Here is a 14,759-nt window from a genome sequence, read left to right on the forward strand (position 1 = left end):
CGCGGCGTGCCGCTGGTGGTGGTGCACACCTGGACGGCGCCCGCTTCGGTGCGTCCCGGGGAGATGCTGCCACTCGTCTACGACCCGGAGGTGGTGCAGCAGACCGTGCGCAGCGAGCTCACCGAGCAGCTCGGTCTCTGGCGCGACAAGCACCCAGGCGTCGACGTCCGGATGCACGTCGAGCACTCCAGGTCGGCGCCCGCGTTGCTGCACCAGGCCGAGCGGGCGGAGCTGGTCGTCGTCGGCTCCCGTGGCCGCGGCGGTTTCCGCGGGCTGCTGCTCGGCTCGGTCAGCCAGGCGCTGGTGCACCATGCGCCGTGCCCGGTCGCCGTGATCAGGGAACGGCCCTAGTTCCCGAAGGACCTTGGTCCTCGCCACGTGATGACCATCGACACTGTGCCGGAGTTTGCACGCAACGTTGAATGTGGAGTGTACCGGGGCCGGGCGGCTAGGGGGCCGTGCCGCCGGCCCTGTGACTCGGGGCGTGGGTGGCCGCCGGCAGCAGCCGGCGGCCACCCACGGAGTTTGGCCTACTGGCGCTCCAGCGGGACCTGCCATCGCATTTCGGTGCCGCCCTCGGAGCCGCGCTGCACCTCGAACGTGCCGCCGAGGCGGTCGGCGCGGGCGGCGAGGTTAGCCAGGCCGCTGTGGCGCCCATTCTCCGTGAGGCCGACGCCGTTGTCGCGCACCTCGAGGCGGACGGCGTCGCCTACGGAAAGCACCACCACCGCCGTGGTGGCCTGCGCGTGCTTCGCGACGTTCGCCAGCGCCTCCCGCAGCACGGCGACGACGTGGTCCGCGACGTCGGCCGGCACCGCGGTGTCGACGAGGCCGTCGAACGTGATCGAAGGTTCGAAGCCCAGGGCGGCCGACTGCTCCGTGACCACGCCGAGCAGTCGCGTACGCAGCCCGATCTCGGCCTCCGTGTGCTGCTGCAGCGCGAAGATCGTCGACCTTATCTCGCGAATGGTCGCGTCGATGTCGTCCACGGCGCGGTTCAGCCGACCGGCCGTGGCGTCGGTGTTCATGCCCACCGTCCTGGTCGCGCTCTGGATGTTCATCCCGATGGCGAACAGCCGCTGGATCACGTGATCGTGCAGGTTTCGCGCGATCCGGTCCCTGTCGTCGTACAGCGACAGCCGCTCGGCGTCCCTGCGCCGGTCGGCGAGCTCGATCGCCACCGCCGTCTGGGCGGCGAACGCGGAGACCATCTCCACCACGGACTCGCGGAACGGCGGGTCGTCGTCGCGCTTGTACATGAGCAACACGCCACGCGCCCGCCCCGGATCGCCGACCTCGCCCAACGGCACGACCACACAGGGCCCCACCTCGGCGTGACCGAACAGCTCCCCGCTCGGTGCATGCTCGGCCGTCTCCAGGGTCATCGGCTGTCCGCTCCGGTAGACCTCGCCGATCGTCGTCCCGCTCACCGGGACGGCGACGCTGGAGAGGTCGACCGTGACGTCGCTCTTGCCCGCCGTGGTGGCCACCTGCAACGTCGTCTCGTCGTCGCCTGGCAGCAGCACCAACGCCAGCCGTGCCTGCGCGAGCTGCCGGGCCTGCGTCGCGATGAGCTCGAGCACCTCGGACGTCCCGGTGCCGGCGAGCAGCGCCGAGGTGACCTCCGACGACGCACTACGCCAGGCCGCCCCGAGCTTGGACTGCTCGAACAGGCGCGCGTTGTCGACGGCGATACCGGCCGCCGCGGCCAGCGCCGTCAGCACGCTCTCGTCGTGCTCGTCGAACTCGTCGCCGGACTTCTTCTCGGTGAGGTAGAGGTTCCCGAACACCTTGCCGTGGACGCGGACCGGCACGCCGAGGAAGCTGCGCATCGGCGGGTGGTTCGCGGGGAAGCCGTACGACTCAGGGTGCTTGCTCAGGTCGCGCATCCGCAGTGGGCGCGGGTCACTGATCAGTACGCCGAGGATGCCGTACCCGCACGGCAGGTGCCCGATCTGGTCGGCCTCTTCCGGGCCGATGCCGCGGTAGACGAACTCGGTGAGCCGTTCGCCGTCCTCGTCCAGCACGCCGAGGGCACCGTAGCTGGCATCCACGAGACCGACGGCGGCGCGCACGATCCGGTCGAGGACCTCGGGTAGGTCCAGGTTGCTGCCGACGGACACCACGGCGTCCAACAACTGGTGCATCCGGTCGCGGACGTCGAGCACGTTGCCGATCTGTTCCTGGAGCTCGTTCAACAACTGGTCGAGGCGCAGCTTCGGCAGAACCGGCGACTCCGGGTGCGACTGGTGATTCCCGGCCACGCCCAACCCCTCTCCGGCAGCACGGCGTGAATGCCTAGTGTCATCGTAAACATCTGCCGTGGCAACCGAATCCGGCGATCGAGAGGTAGGCGTGTCGCTGCGGTGATTCTCCGTTCAGACGAGCAACTCGGCGACCGTTATCGACTCGTAGCCGTGCGCCTCGGCCACCGAGGCGTTCGTCAACGCGCCCTCGAACGTACTCAGGCCCGCGGCCAGCACCGGGTCGTCACGCAGTGCCGCACGCCAACCACGATTCGCTAGCTCCACGCAGTACGGCAACGTCACGTTCGTCAGTGCGTACGTCGACGTGTGCGGCACCGCGCCCGGCATGTTCGCGACGCAGTAGAAGACCGAGTCGTGCACCTGGTACGTCGGGTCGGTGTGCGTCGTCGGGCGCGAGTCCTCGAAGCAGCCGCCCTGGTCGATGGAGATATCCACCAGCACCGAGCCCGGCTTCATCCTGCTGACCAGCTCGTTGCTCACCAGGGTCGGCGCCTTCGCCCCCGGGATCAGCACCGCGCCGATCACCAGGTCGGCGCCGAGGACGGCGCGCTCGAGCTCGAAGCTGTTCGACGTCACCGTCTGGACCTGCCCGCGGTACCTGGCGTCCACCTCACGCAGCTTCGCCACGTTGCGGTCGAGCACCTCCACGTCGGCCTGCATCCCCACCGCGATGGTGGCGGCGTTCTGACCCGACACGCCCGCACCGATGATCACGACCTTGGCGGCATGTACGCCTGGCACGCCCCCGAGCAGCGCACCGCGGCCACCGCTGAACTTCATCAGGTGGTACGCGCCCACCTGGGTCGCGAGCCGGCCCGCCACCTCGGACATCGGCGCGAGCAACGGCAGCGACCCGTCGGGCAGCTGCACCGTCTCGTACGCGATGGAAGTGGTACCGGCGGCGAGCAGCGCGTCGGTGCACTCCCGCGACGCCGCAAGATGCAGGTAGGTGAACAGCAGCTGGTCCTTGCGCAGCCGGTCGTACTCGATCGCGACCGGCTCCTTCACCTTGAGCACCAGCTCGGCGGCGTCCCATACGTCGTCGGCGGTGGCGAGGATCCGCGCTCCGGCGGCCTGGTACTCCGCGTCGGAGATCGAGGACCCCAGGCCGGCGCCGGGCTGGACGAACACCTGGTGCCCGTGCCCGGTCAGCTCCTGCACGCCCGCCGGCGTGATGGCGACGCGGTACTCGTGGTCCTTCACCTCAGTGGGCACACCGACCTGCACAGTTTCCTCCCGGAGCAAGATCAATCTCCCTTGCATGATGAATCATTGCAAGGGAATGCGCTAGTGTCCTGACGAAGATTCGAGCTAGACTCGCGTATATGACAGATAGTTCGAGTGGATCTGCGCCGCACGCCAACCGGCCGAAGAATATTCATCCGGCCGCCGACCGTCTCGACGACATCGACCACCGGATACTCAAGCACCTCGCCAGGGACGCGAGGATCCCCAACAACACCCTCGCCGAGCACGTCGGCATCGCACCGTCGACCTGCCTCGGCCGGGTCCGGGCGCTCCGCGAGCGAGGGGTGATCCGCGGGTACCACGCCGACATCGACCCGGTCGCGCTCGGCCGCCCGATCCAGGCGATGATCGCCGTCCGCCTGCAGGCGCACGCGCGCGGCCACATCAGCCAGTTCGCCGCACGCGTCGCCGCGCTCCCCGACGTACTGAACGTCTTCTTCCTCGCCGGCCCGATGGACTTCTACATCCACCTCGCCGCCGCCACGACGCACGACCTACGCGACTTCGTCGTCATCAACCTCAGCGGCGACCCGGACGTCGCCAACACCGAGACGAACCTGATCTTCGAGCACATCCGGTCGACACACCACCAGTAGCGCACTACGTCCGGCGTGGCAGCTGGCTACGTCCACGAGCCGACGAGGGCCACCCAGGCATGCGCGGAACACCGTAGCCCAGGTGCCGTCCGCAGGCGGACGGCAGCAGCGCCGAATCCAGCGACTCTGAGTCGAGCAACGACAACTCGACTGGAGCGCACACCATGAGTACGAACGACACCATCATCAGCAAGCCGCGAGCCCCCCGGCTCAGCCACCCGGTCGTGGACCGGATGCTGCACCGGGCGACCGAGCTGTTGGCTGCGCACAGCATCGACATCCTCAGGATCAGCCTCGGCGTGGTCTTCCTGGCGTTCGGCGCACTCAAGTTCATCCCAGGCGCGAGCCCCGCCGAGGAGCTCGTCGTCCGGACCCTGCAGACGATGTCGTTCGACCTGGTGTCCGCACAGGCGGCGATGATCATCACCGCGGTGATGGAGTGCTTCATCGGCGTCACGATGATCACCGGCAAGCTGGTGAAGGTCGGGCTGCTGACCCTGGGCGCGGCGTTCGTCGGGATCATGTCACCGCTGGTGCTGTTCTTCGGCGACCTGTTCCCCGGCGCACCCACCCTGGAAGCGCAGTACGTCTTCAAGGACATCGTGCTGATCGCCGCCGGCCTCGTGGTCGCGGCGCGCGCACTGGGCGCAAAGCTGGTCACCAGGTGACCGAGGCCCCGCGGTACGTCGACGGACGTACACCGGGTGCCGCCTCCGGGCGGACGCGAGCACCGCGTCCGCCCGGCATGCTTGGGTGGTTGGCTACGTCGTGGGCGACCCGGAACGGCAGGTGGGGATCGATGAGAGTGCCAAGGCCACGCACCGGCGACATCGTGCTCGCCGCCGCGGTCACGCTCCTCGCCCTGGTGAGCACCCACTTCACCGACATCGCCTCGCCGGCCGACCGGCCGGTCGACGCACTCGCGTACGCGCTCGCCGCGACGAGCGGCGTGCTGCTGGTCTTCCGCCGGACCTGGCCGCTGCCCGTCATGGCCGCGACCATCCTGCTGACGTCCACGTACCTCACCCTCGGCTACCCCTACGCGTTCATCATGCTGACCGGGGCCATCACCGTGTACACGGTGGCCAGGCAGCTGCCGCTGTCCCGTTCGGTGCCGGCCTCGCTGGCCGCCCTGCCCGTGCTGCTCGTCCACGTGCTCGTGCACGAGGGCGCGGCGCCCGGCTTGCTGTCGCTCGCCCCGGGCTCGGCGTGGATCGCGGTGCCGTTCGCCGCCGGCGTCGCCGTGCGGTTCAACCGGGAGTCGGCGGCACGTGACCGCGCCGAGCAGATCCGTGAGCACGTCTACGACGAGCGGCTGCGGGTCGCACAGGAGGTGCACGACGTGGTCGGCCACGGCCTCGCCGCCATCAAGATGCAGGCCGATGTCGGGCTGCACCTGCTGGCGAAGAAGCCGGAGCAGGCCGAGCAGGCGCTCACCACCATCAGCAGGACGAGTGCGGAGGCGCTCGAGGAGCTGCGGGCGACGCTCGCCGTGGTGCGGCAGTCGGACGCCGAGCAGGACCGCACCCCGAGTCCCGGCCTCGACCGGCTCGACGAGCTGACCCAGCGGATGGGCACAGCCGGCCTGGACGTACACCTGGAGAAGACCGGGCAGCCGCGGAAGCTGTCGGCCGCGGTCGACCTCGCCGGCTACCGCGTAGTGCAGGAAGCGCTGACCAACGTGCTCAGACACAGCGGCGCCAAGGTTGCGTCGGTACGCGTCGAGTACGACACTGACGCGGTGATCATCGCGGTCGCGAACCCGCTCACCGACCGGCCGGCCGAACCCGCCGACGCCAACGGCCGACGGGGGCTCGGCATCACGGGGATGCGGCAGCGGGTGACGGCGCTCGGCGGCGAGTTCTCCGCCGGCGCCACGGCAACCGGCGGGTTCGAGGTGCACGCCACCATCCCGACGGGAGAACACCCATGATCAAGGTGCTGGTCGTCGACGACCAGGATGTCGTGCGACTCGGCCTGCGCACCCTGATCGAGAGCGAGGACGGCCTGGAGTTCGCCGGCGAGGCGGTCGACGGGCTGGACGCCGTCGAGGCGGTCAGGTCGCACCGGCCGGACGTCGTGCTGATGGACATCCGGATGCCGGGCGTGGACGGGCTCGAGGCCACCAGACGGATCACGACCGACACCGCGCTCGGCGACACGAAGATCATCGTGCTCACCACGTTCGAACGCGACGAGTACGTGTTCGAGGCGCTGCGGCACGGCGCGAGCGGGTTCCTGCTCAAGGACACCAAGCCCGCCGAGCTGCTGCACGCGATCCACCTGGTGGCCGAGGGCGGCGCCCTGCTGTCCCCGTCGATCACCCGGAAGGTCATCAGCGAGTTCACCACCCGCTCCAGCCGCCCGGCGAAGCCGCACCCGCAGCTGGGCACGCTGACCGAGCGGGAGCTGGAGATCGTCGCGCTGGTCGGCGAGGGGCTGAACAACCACGAGATCGCCGAACGGCTCGTGGTCAGTCCGGCCACCGCGCGCACCCACGTCAGCCGCGCGATGGTGAAGCTCGGCGCACGCGATCGCGCCCAGCTCGTCGTCTTCGCCTACCAGTCCGGGCTCACCGAGTAGCTCTCCGCAGTTTCGCGTGGCAGATGTCACGCGGGGTGTTCTTCGCGGCGCGAGTTGTGTAATTTAGCTTAGGCTAACCTAAGCACAACTTGGTAGGAGGCCAGGTCTTGACGCTGCCGGACATCCCGTTCGACATCCCCACGTCGCCTGAACCACCACCGCTCGAGCACAGCAGGCACCTGCTGGCCACGGACACCGTCGACGACTACCGGCGTACGGTGATCCGCGGCATCGAGTACGTCGCCGACCACCTCGCCGCGGTCGACCGGCCGACGACCGGCGCCACGCCGGGCGACCTGGAACCGGTGATCGCCGGCATCGACCTGGACCGACCGATCCGCGACCTGACCCAGGCACTCGACGAGCTGCACCGCATCTACCTGCGCGACGCGGTGTACTTCCACCACCCGCGCTATCTCGGCCACCTGAACTGCCCCATCACCATCCCCGCACTGCTCGGCGAGGCGATCCTGTCCTCGGTCAACTCGTCGCTGGACACCTGGGACCAGAGCGCCGGCGCCACCCTCATCGAACGCCGGCTGGTCGACTGGACGGCGCAGCGCGTCGGCCTCGGCTGCCGGGCGGACGGCGTGTTCACCAGCGGGGGCACCCAGTCCAACCTGCAGGCGCTGCTGATCGCCAGGAACGAGGCCCGCCACCGGCTCGGCGAAGGTGCGGCGACCGCCGACCGGCTGCGCATCTTCGCCTCCACCGCGAGCCACTTCAGCATCGTCAAGGCCGCAGCACTGCTCGGGCTCGACGAGAGCGCGGTGGTGGCCGTGCCGTGCGACGCCGACCGGCGCATGCGCAGCGTCGCGCTCGCCGCCGAGCTGGACGCGTGTCGCGCGGCCGGGTTGGTGCCGATGGCCGTCGTCGCCACTGCCGGCACCACCGACTACGGCAGCATCGACCCACTTCCCGAGATCGCGGAGATCTGCGCGGCAGCCCAGGTGTGGCTGCACGTCGATGCCGCGTACGGGTGCGGATTGCTGGTGTCGCGGCGGCGCGAGCTGCTCCGCGGCGTGGAACGGGCCGACTCGGTGACCGTCGACTACCACAAGTCGTTCTTCCAGCCGGTCAGCTCGAGCGCGGTGCTCGTACGCGACCGCGCCACGCTGCGGCACGTGACGCACCACGCGGACTACCTCAACCCGGCAGAGAGCGCGGCCAATAGCATACCGAACCAGGTGGACAAGAGCCTGCAGACCACCAGGCGCTTCGACGCGCTGAAACTGTGGCTCACGTTGCGGATCGTCGGCGCGGAAGGCATCGGCGAGATGTTCGACGGCGTGGTCGACCTCGCCGAGCGGACCTGGCAGCTGCTCGCCGCCGACCCGCGCTTCGAGGTGGTCACCCGGCCGCAGCTGAGCACGCTTGTCTTCCGGTATGTCGCCGCGGGGGTCAGTGCCAGCCGCTGCGACGAGCTCAACCAGCACATCAGGAACGCGCTGTTCGCCAGTGGTGAGGCAGTCATCGCCGGCACCAGGGTCGGCGACCGCCAGTACCTGAAGTTCACGCTGCTCAACCCGCGCACCACGCCGGACGAGATCGCCGACGTACTCGACCGGATCGCCGACGTCGCCGAGGTCTTCCTCACCGACACCGACGAGCGCCAAGCCAGCTGACCTACCGGACGGGAAACCCCATGCCCACCACCCGTGACTTCATCGGCATCGGACTCGGACCGTTCAACCTCGGTCTCGCCTGCCTCACCGAGCCGATCGCCGAGCTCGACGGAGTCTTCCTCGACCGCAAGCCGGAGTTCGACTGGCATCCGGGCATGCTGCTCGAGACCAGCACGCTCCAGACCCCGTTCATGGCAGACCTGGTGACGTTGGCCGACCCCACGTCGCCGTTCTCGTTCCTGAACTACCTCAAGCAGTGCGGCCGCATCTACTCGTTCTACATCAGGGAGAGCTTCTTCCCGCTACGAACGGAGTACAACGACTACTGCCGCTGGGCGGCAGGACAGCTCAGCACACTGCGCTTCGGCCGGCACGTCGACACGGTCGAGTACGACGCGGCCGAGGGCTGCTACCGCGTGCACGCGATCGAGACGTCGACCGGCGAGCGGGAGATCTACCAGGCACGGCGACTCGTGCTGGGTACGGGCACGCCGCCGTACGTTCCCGAGCCGTGCCGCGGCCTGCCGGCCGACGCCGTACACAGCTCCGGCTACCTCGACGTCAAACCCTCGCTGCAGGCACGCGACAGCATCGTCGTGGTGGGCAGCGGACAGAGCGCCGCGGAGATCTACTACGACCTGCTGCAGGACATCGACGCCCACGAATACGAGCTGACCTGGCTGACCCGGTCGGCCAGGTTCTTCCCGCTCGAGTACACCAAGCTGACCCTGGAGATGACCTCACCCGAGTACACCGACTACTTCCACGCCCTGCCCGCCAGCACTCGCGACCACCTGGTGGCGTCGCAGAACGGGCTCTACAAGGGCATCGACAGCTCCCTGATCAACGACATCTTCGACCTGCTCTACACGAAGAACCTGCGCGGCGCATGCCGTACCCGGTTGCTGACCAACACGGAGGTCACCGGTGCAGCATTCGACGAGACCCGCCAGCGCTACGAACTCGAGGCGCGCAACGTCGAACAGCAACGCGACTTCAGCGTCACGACGGCCGGGCTGGTCCTCGCGACCGGTTACCGCTACCAGCCGCCGAAGTTCCTTGCGCCGGTCGCGGAGCGACTCCGTTGGGACGCCAGGGGCCGGTTCGACGTGCGGCGCAACTACAGCGTGGACGTCACCGGCCGCGAGGTCTTCGTGCAGAACGCCGAGCTGCACACCCACGGTTTCGTCGCGCCTGACCTCGGCATGGCCGCGTACCGCAACTCGTACATCATCCGTGAGCTGCTCGGCCGCGACCACTACCCCATCGAGGAGTCCATCGCATTCCAGGAGTTCGGTGCGCCGGCACCCACGCGACACGTAGCGGAGGCATCCCTGTGACCGACCCCGTCTTCACCCGTACCGACCCCGCGCTGGGCAGCTTCGCCCTGCGCCAGGTGGACCCGGCGACCGACGCGACACTGCTGCATGGCTGGGTCACGCACCAGAAGGCCAGGTTCTGGCTGATGCAGGGCTGGACCGTGCACGAGGTCGCGCAGCAGTACCGCGCCATCGCAGACGCCCCCACCCACGAGGCGTTCCTCGGCCACCTCGACGACCGGCCGTGCTTCCTCGTCGAGCGGTACGACCCGAGCCATGACCCGATCGGCGAGACGTACCCGGTGCAGCCGGGCGACGTCGGTATGCACTTCCTCACCGCGCCGACCGACAACCCGATACCGGGGTTCACCCGTGCGGTCATCACGACCGTCGTCGAGATGTTCTTCGCCGACCCGACCGCGGAACGCATCGTCGTAGAACCCGACGTCGGCAACGAGGCGGTCCAAGCACTCAACGCGGCCGTCGGCTTCCGGGTGGAGAAGACCGTCACGCTCCCGGAGAAGCAGGCACTGCTGAGTACCTGCACCCGGACCGACTTCCACGAAGCGACCAAGGCAAGGGGTGCCGCACTATCGTGAGCCACACCATCGACCCGCGAGAAGCTGTCGCCCATCTCACCGAGGAGCACTGGGGCGTCGCCAACCGGCTGCTGGTACGCAAGGCGCTGGCGGAGTTCTCCCACGAGCGGCTGCTCGCCCCCGTGCCGCAAGGCGACGACAGGTACGTGCTCGTCAGCGACGACCGCGCTGTGGAGTACTCGTTCACGGCGTCGGTCCTCAGTCTCGACCACTGGCAGATCGACCAGGACAGCATCACCCGCAGCGCCTCGGGCAGCCCGCTGCCGTTGGACGTCCTCGACTTCGTCGTGGAGTTCCGCGAGACCCTCAACCTCGGCGACGAGCTGTTGCCCGTCTACCTGGAGGAGCTCAGCAGCACCCTCGCCGGCCGCGCGTATCACCTCGCGACGAAGCCACCGACCGCGGAAGAGCTGGCCGCAGCCGACTTCCAGGCCATCGAGTCCTCGATGTCAGAAGGACACCCGTGCTTCGTCGCGAACAACGCGCGGCTGGGCTTCGACATCGCCGAGTACCACTCGTACGCGCCAGAGACCGGCGCCCCCGTCCGGTTGATCTGGCTCGCGACCAGACACACGAAGACCACCGTTACGCTGTCCGCCGAGCTGACGTACGAGGAGCTGGTGACCAGTGAGCTGGACGCAGACACCCGGCGGCGGTTCGACCGCACGCTGACGGACCTCGGGCTCGATCCCGACGAGTACCGCCTGGTACCCGTGCACCCGTGGCAGTGGTGGAACAAGCTCGCCGTGACCTACGCGGCCGACATCGCGCGCAGGCACATCGTCTGTCTCGGCCACGGCGACGACGAGCACCGGGCGCAGCAGTCGGTACGTACCTTCTTCAACGCCAGCGACCCCACCCGGCACTACGTCAAGACGGCGCTCTCCGTGCTGAACATGGGCTTCATGCGCGGCCTTTCCGCGGCCTACATGCAGGCCACCCCCGCGATCAACGACTGGGTGGGCTCCCTCGTCCACAACGACCCGCTCCTGCGGACCGCCGGCTTCGACGTGCTCAAGGAGGTCGCGGCCGTCGGCTACCACAGCGAGCACTACGAGGCGGCAGCCAAACCGGGCTCGCCCTACCTGAAGATGTTCGCCGGTCTGTGGCGGGAGAGCCCGGTGCCGAAGCTACGGCCGGGTGAGCACCTGGCGACCATGGCCGCACTGCTGCACACCGACGAGACCGGCCGCTCGGTCGCAGGCGCATTCATCGCCGACTCCGGGCTCTCCCCGCACGAGTGGGTCCGTCGTTACCTCGACGCGTACCTCACTCCCCTCGTGCACTGCTTCTACGCCTATGGGCTGGTGTTCATACCACACGGCGAGAACGTCATCCTCGTGCTCGACGAGCGCAACGTCCCGTTGCGGGTCTTCGTCAAGGACATCGCGGAAGAGATCGGGGTCTGCGACCCGGACATCCCGCTGCCGCCCGAGGCCGAGCGCGTACGGGTGGAGATGGCCGACGAGCTGCGCACGCTGTCGATCTTCACCGACGTCGTGGACTGCTTCCTGCGCTTCCTCAACGCCACGCTCAGCTCCGACGACACCCTGCCGCTGGACGACCTGTGGCACATCGCCGCCGACTGCATCCGCGACTACCAGCGGTCGATGCCGCAGCTGGCGGACAGGTTCGCCAAGTACGACCTCTTCGCCGAGGAGTTCCCGCTGTGCTGCCTCAACCGGCTGCAGCTCAGGGACAACCAGCAGATGCTCGACCTACAGGACCCGGTGAACTCACTCGAGCTCGTCGGCACGCTCAGGAACCCGCTCTCGGGCCACGGCTGACGGCGTCGTCGCCCACGTCAGCGCCTCGCCGCTGCCGACCACGTCGCCGTACTTCAGGTCGATGTCGAAGAGGTTGGCCGCATGCGCGAACGCCGACCTGTCGAAGCACGCGTCCTCTACGACGGCGACCCGGAAGTTGTGCGACGCGGCGTCCACCGCCGTCGCCCGTACGCACCCGGACGTCGTCGCGCCGGCCAGTACGAGTGTGTCGACACCCGTACGGACGAGATACGACACCAGCGGTGTGCCGAAGAACGCGCTCGCCTTCGGCTTGGCCAACACGTACTCGTCGTCGCGTGGCACCAACTCGGGCGGGAACGGCGCCTCGTGTACCCGCCGCGCAAGCCCGGCGTCGCTCGTGCGCTTGATCGAACCGCCGCAGAACGCCTTGTCCGTCGGGTCGCCGCGCGTGAACACCACAGGAACGGCGTCCGCGCGCATGGTCTCGACGAGATCCACGATCACCGGCAGGCGGGCCCATCCCATCTCCCCGCACCCCATCACCGACGGCGGGTCGGCGCTGCCCGGGCGAGGACCGAGGAACGACATGACGACGTCGACGATCACCCGGCAAGGACGCAGGCCGGCTCCCTGACGCGCGCCGAAACCGGCGGCCGCCAGGTCTTCCAGCTCCGCGGTCGGTACGTACGTCTCCCACGGTCGCCGGCATCGCTCGGTCACCCGTACCCCAGCAGCTGGTAGAAGACGAGGTAGTTGAGCGCAGACATGACGATGGTGATACCCGCCGCCACCTTCAACGGCACCCGTACCCAGAGGAAGAACGCAACCAGGAACACGGGCGTCATGATCGCGTAGCCGAGGAAGTACATGCCGAGCCCGAGAGCCAGCAGCCAGAGCAGCACGAGCCACGGACTCAGCACCCGCTGCCGCGCACCCGCCTGCTGCTCAGCTTCACCGTCCGCTGATGCGGAGCCGGCAGGCGCGACCTTGATGTAGTCGCGCTCGACGAACCCCAGCCGGCGGCGCAGTGAAGGGACGAGGGTGAGTACGAGATCCAGCACCAGCAGCCCGATGGTCACAGGCAGCGTGACGATGGGGAACCTTCGCGCTCCGCCGAACAGCTGTGTCGTCTCGTACAGCAGGTACGACAGGAACACGATGAGGACGACGTCGACGACCACCGCGCCCGTGAGCCACCGCGGCCGATTGGCCGCCACCGTCGCCAGCCGTTCCGGTGCGTTCACGACGACACCTTCTCCCGCGACTGCGGTCCGCGCTTCTTCGCCAACCGCTCCCGGATGAGGGGAACCACGAAGAGCAGCACGCCGACCGCCAGGATCGCCAGGCTGAACGGGCGCGTGAAGAACGCGCCGAGGCCCATGGTGAGTGCCGTCTGGCCGAACGCCTGCTCGACCATCCGGCCGAGGATGAGGCCGATCACCACGGGCACCAGGCTGAAGCCGTACTTCTTCAACACGAAGCCCAGCACGCCGGCCAGCGTCGCGACGAGGATGTCGCCGCTGCGCTGACCGATGCTGTAGGCACCCACCATGCTGATCACAAAGATCACCGGCGCGACGTAGACGCCGGGCATCCGCGCGACCGGCGCCAGCACCCGGCTCAACAACAACCCGATGACCGACGTCAGGATGTTCGAGATCAACAGACCGAAGATGATGAGGAACACGACGTCCAGGTGGTCGGTCAGCATCTCTCTGCCCGGTGCGATGCCGTGCACGAGGAACGCGCCGAGAACCACCGCCCATACCGCGCTGCCCGGCAGTCCCAGCGCGATGGTGGGCAACAGTGCGCCGCCGTCCTTGGCGTCGATGGCAGCCTCCGACGCCAGCACGCCGCGCGGGTCGCCGGTGCCGAACTTCTCGCCGTCCTTCGCGCTCTGCTTGGCCGCCGCGTACGACATGAACCCGGCGATCGAACCGCCGACACCCGGAATGATGCCGCAGATCGTGCCGATCACGCTGCTCTGCAACAGGATGCGCGGATATCGGAGGCACAGCCCGACACCCTTGCGTATCTGCGCCCAGTGCGCCCTAGCGCCGAGCTTGCGCTCTTCCGGCGGCCGGTTGGGTTCGAGCAGCAGCGACATGGCCTCGCTCAACGCGAACAGCCCGATCAGCACCGCTACGAAGTCCAGGCCGTCCTCGAGGAACAGGATGTCGAAGGTGAACCTGGTCTCGCCGGTGAGCAGGTCGCGGCCGACGAACGACAGCAGGAAACCGAGACCGCCTGCGACGAGCCCCTTGATGAGCGAGCCCCGCGAGATCAACGCGATGATGAACAACCCGACCACGGCGACCATGAAGGTCTCGGGGTACGAGAACTGCAGGATCAGCTGGCGGCTGAGCGGCAGCACGCTCACGAACACCGCGAGCCCGAAGATGGCACCGAGTGCCGAGGCGGTGGCCGACACCGACAGCGCAGTCGAGGCCTCGCCCTTCTTCGCCAACGGATAGCCGTCGAGCAGGGTGGACGCGTTCGCCGACTCACCCGGCGTGTTGATGAGGATCGCCGTGATCGAACCGGCGAACGCCGTACCACCGATCATCGACGCCATCAGCAGGAACGCCTGTTCCGGCGCCCACGCGTAGGTCAGCGGGATGACCAACGCGATGCCGGCTGCGGCACCCAGGCCGGGCATCGCCCCGACCACGAGGCCGAGGACCGTCCCGAGGAGCGGGATCAAGATGTTCGGCCACGACAGCAGCGTCTCGAGAGCGCTCTGGATGGCCTCGATCATCAACGATCCCACTCCT

14 protein-coding genes are annotated in these 14,759 nt (G+C 68.4%); 9 read left to right on the forward strand and 5 right to left on the reverse strand.

Annotated features, from left to right (window positions below):
- Positions 1 to 351: universal stress protein (locus GEV07_12035; GenBank protein MQA03411.1), on the forward strand; the 351-nt coding region annotated here is incomplete at its 5' end.
- 179 nt (positions 352 to 530) lie between these two features.
- Here GEV07_12035 and GEV07_12040 read toward each other — a convergent pair.
- Both GEV07_12040 and ald read right to left on the reverse strand, forming a co-directional pair.
- The gene (locus GEV07_12040; GenBank protein MQA03412.1) at positions 531 to 2,147 is read right to left on the reverse strand and encodes a GAF domain-containing protein; all 1,617 of its coding nucleotides are present in this window, start codon (positions 2,145 to 2,147) and stop codon (positions 531 to 533) included.
- A gap of 231 nt (positions 2,148 to 2,378) precedes the next feature.
- A complete protein-coding gene (gene ald, locus GEV07_12045; GenBank protein ID MQA03413.1) occupies positions 2,379 to 3,494 on the reverse strand; it encodes an alanine dehydrogenase in 1,116 nt (371 codons plus the stop codon).
- A 98-nt stretch (positions 3,495 to 3,592) separates the two neighbouring features.
- Between ald and GEV07_12050 the strand changes: the two genes are divergently transcribed.
- The 8 genes from GEV07_12050 to GEV07_12085 all read left to right on the forward strand — a co-directional run bounded on the left by GEV07_12050 (position 3,593) and on the right by GEV07_12085 (position 12,024).
- On the forward strand, positions 3,593 to 4,111 hold the full coding sequence (locus tag GEV07_12050; GenBank protein ID MQA03414.1) for a winged helix-turn-helix transcriptional regulator: 519 nt from the start codon (positions 3,593 to 3,595) through the stop codon (positions 4,109 to 4,111).
- Between the two features lie 233 nt (positions 4,112 to 4,344).
- On the forward strand, positions 4,345 to 4,779 hold the full coding sequence (locus GEV07_12055) for a DoxX family protein (protein MQA03415.1): 435 nt from the start codon (positions 4,345 to 4,347) through the stop codon (positions 4,777 to 4,779).
- Between the two features lie 131 nt (positions 4,780 to 4,910).
- Entirely contained in the window at positions 4,911 to 6,044 is a 1,134-nt protein-coding gene (locus tag GEV07_12060; protein MQA03416.1) for a sensor histidine kinase, read from the forward strand.
- The gene (locus GEV07_12065) at positions 6,041 to 6,694 is read left to right on the forward strand and encodes a response regulator (GenBank protein MQA03417.1); all 654 of its coding nucleotides are present in this window, start codon (positions 6,041 to 6,043) and stop codon (positions 6,692 to 6,694) included. The genes GEV07_12060 and GEV07_12065 overlap by 4 nt, the downstream gene beginning before the upstream one ends.
- Before the next feature lie 107 nt (positions 6,695 to 6,801).
- Positions 6,802 to 8,319 carry a pyridoxal-dependent decarboxylase gene (locus GEV07_12070; protein MQA03418.1) on the forward strand — a complete coding sequence of 506 codons (1,518 nt, stop codon included), beginning with the start codon at positions 6,802 to 6,804 and terminating at the stop codon, positions 8,317 to 8,319.
- A gap of 20 nt (positions 8,320 to 8,339) precedes the next feature.
- Positions 8,340 to 9,659 (forward strand): SidA/IucD/PvdA family monooxygenase, encoded by a 1,320-nt coding sequence (locus tag GEV07_12075; protein ID MQA03419.1) that lies wholly within the window; start codon positions 8,340 to 8,342, stop codon positions 9,657 to 9,659.
- Positions 9,656 to 10,237, forward strand: coding sequence for a GNAT family N-acetyltransferase (locus tag GEV07_12080; GenBank protein ID MQA03420.1), 582 nt, complete (start codon positions 9,656 to 9,658; stop codon positions 10,235 to 10,237). The genes GEV07_12075 and GEV07_12080 overlap by 4 nt, the downstream gene beginning before the upstream one ends.
- 8 nt (positions 10,238 to 10,245) lie before the next feature.
- On the forward strand, positions 10,246 to 12,024 hold the full coding sequence (locus tag GEV07_12085; GenBank protein MQA03421.1) for an IucA/IucC family siderophore biosynthesis protein: 1,779 nt from the start codon (positions 10,246 to 10,248) through the stop codon (positions 12,022 to 12,024).
- Here GEV07_12085 and GEV07_12090 read toward each other — a convergent pair.
- The 3 genes from GEV07_12090 to GEV07_12100 are packed head-to-tail and all read right to left on the reverse strand — an operon-like array spanning position 11,974 to position 14,743.
- Positions 11,974 to 12,705: an isochorismatase family protein gene (locus tag GEV07_12090; protein MQA03422.1), complete on the reverse strand. Its 732-nt coding sequence runs from the start codon at positions 12,703 to 12,705 to the stop codon at positions 11,974 to 11,976. The genes GEV07_12085 and GEV07_12090 overlap by 51 nt on opposite strands.
- Positions 12,702 to 13,229, reverse strand: coding sequence for a hypothetical protein (locus GEV07_12095; protein MQA03423.1), 528 nt, complete (start codon positions 13,227 to 13,229; stop codon positions 12,702 to 12,704). Before GEV07_12095 ends, GEV07_12090 begins: the two co-directional genes overlap by 4 nt.
- The gene (locus tag GEV07_12100; GenBank protein ID MQA03424.1) at positions 13,226 to 14,743 is read right to left on the reverse strand and encodes a tricarboxylic transporter; all 1,518 of its coding nucleotides are present in this window, start codon (positions 14,741 to 14,743) and stop codon (positions 13,226 to 13,228) included. The genes GEV07_12095 and GEV07_12100 overlap by 4 nt, the downstream gene beginning before the upstream one ends.
- Positions 14,744 to 14,759 lie beyond the last annotated feature (16 nt).

It is taken from the genome of Streptosporangiales bacterium (genome assembly GCA_009379825.1).
GTDB lineage: Bacteria > Actinomycetota > Actinomycetes > Streptosporangiales > WHST01 > WHST01.

What these genes read in the sequence shown, in the direction of transcription:
- GEV07_12065 (MQA03417.1), top strand. Translation starts at nt 6,041, where the DNA reads ATGATCAAGGTGCTGGTCGTCGACGACCAGGATGTCGTGCGACTCGGC.
- GEV07_12060 (MQA03416.1), top strand. Translation starts at nt 4,911, where the DNA reads ATGAGAGTGCCAAGGCCACGCACCGGCGACATCGTGCTCGCCGCCGCG.
- GEV07_12055 (MQA03415.1), top strand. Translation starts at nt 4,345, where the DNA reads ATGCTGCACCGGGCGACCGAGCTGTTGGCTGCGCACAGCATCGACATC.
- GEV07_12050 (MQA03414.1), top strand. Translation starts at nt 3,593, where the DNA reads ATGACAGATAGTTCGAGTGGATCTGCGCCGCACGCCAACCGGCCGAAG.
- GEV07_12040 (MQA03412.1), bottom strand. Translation starts at nt 2,147, where the DNA reads ATGCACCAGTTGTTGGACGCCGTGGTGTCCGTCGGCAGCAACCTGGAC.
- GEV07_12100 (MQA03424.1), bottom strand. Translation starts at nt 14,743, where the DNA reads ATGATCGAGGCCATCCAGAGCGCTCTCGAGACGCTGCTGTCGTGGCCG.
- GEV07_12075 (MQA03419.1), top strand. Translation starts at nt 8,340, where the DNA reads ATGCCCACCACCCGTGACTTCATCGGCATCGGACTCGGACCGTTCAAC.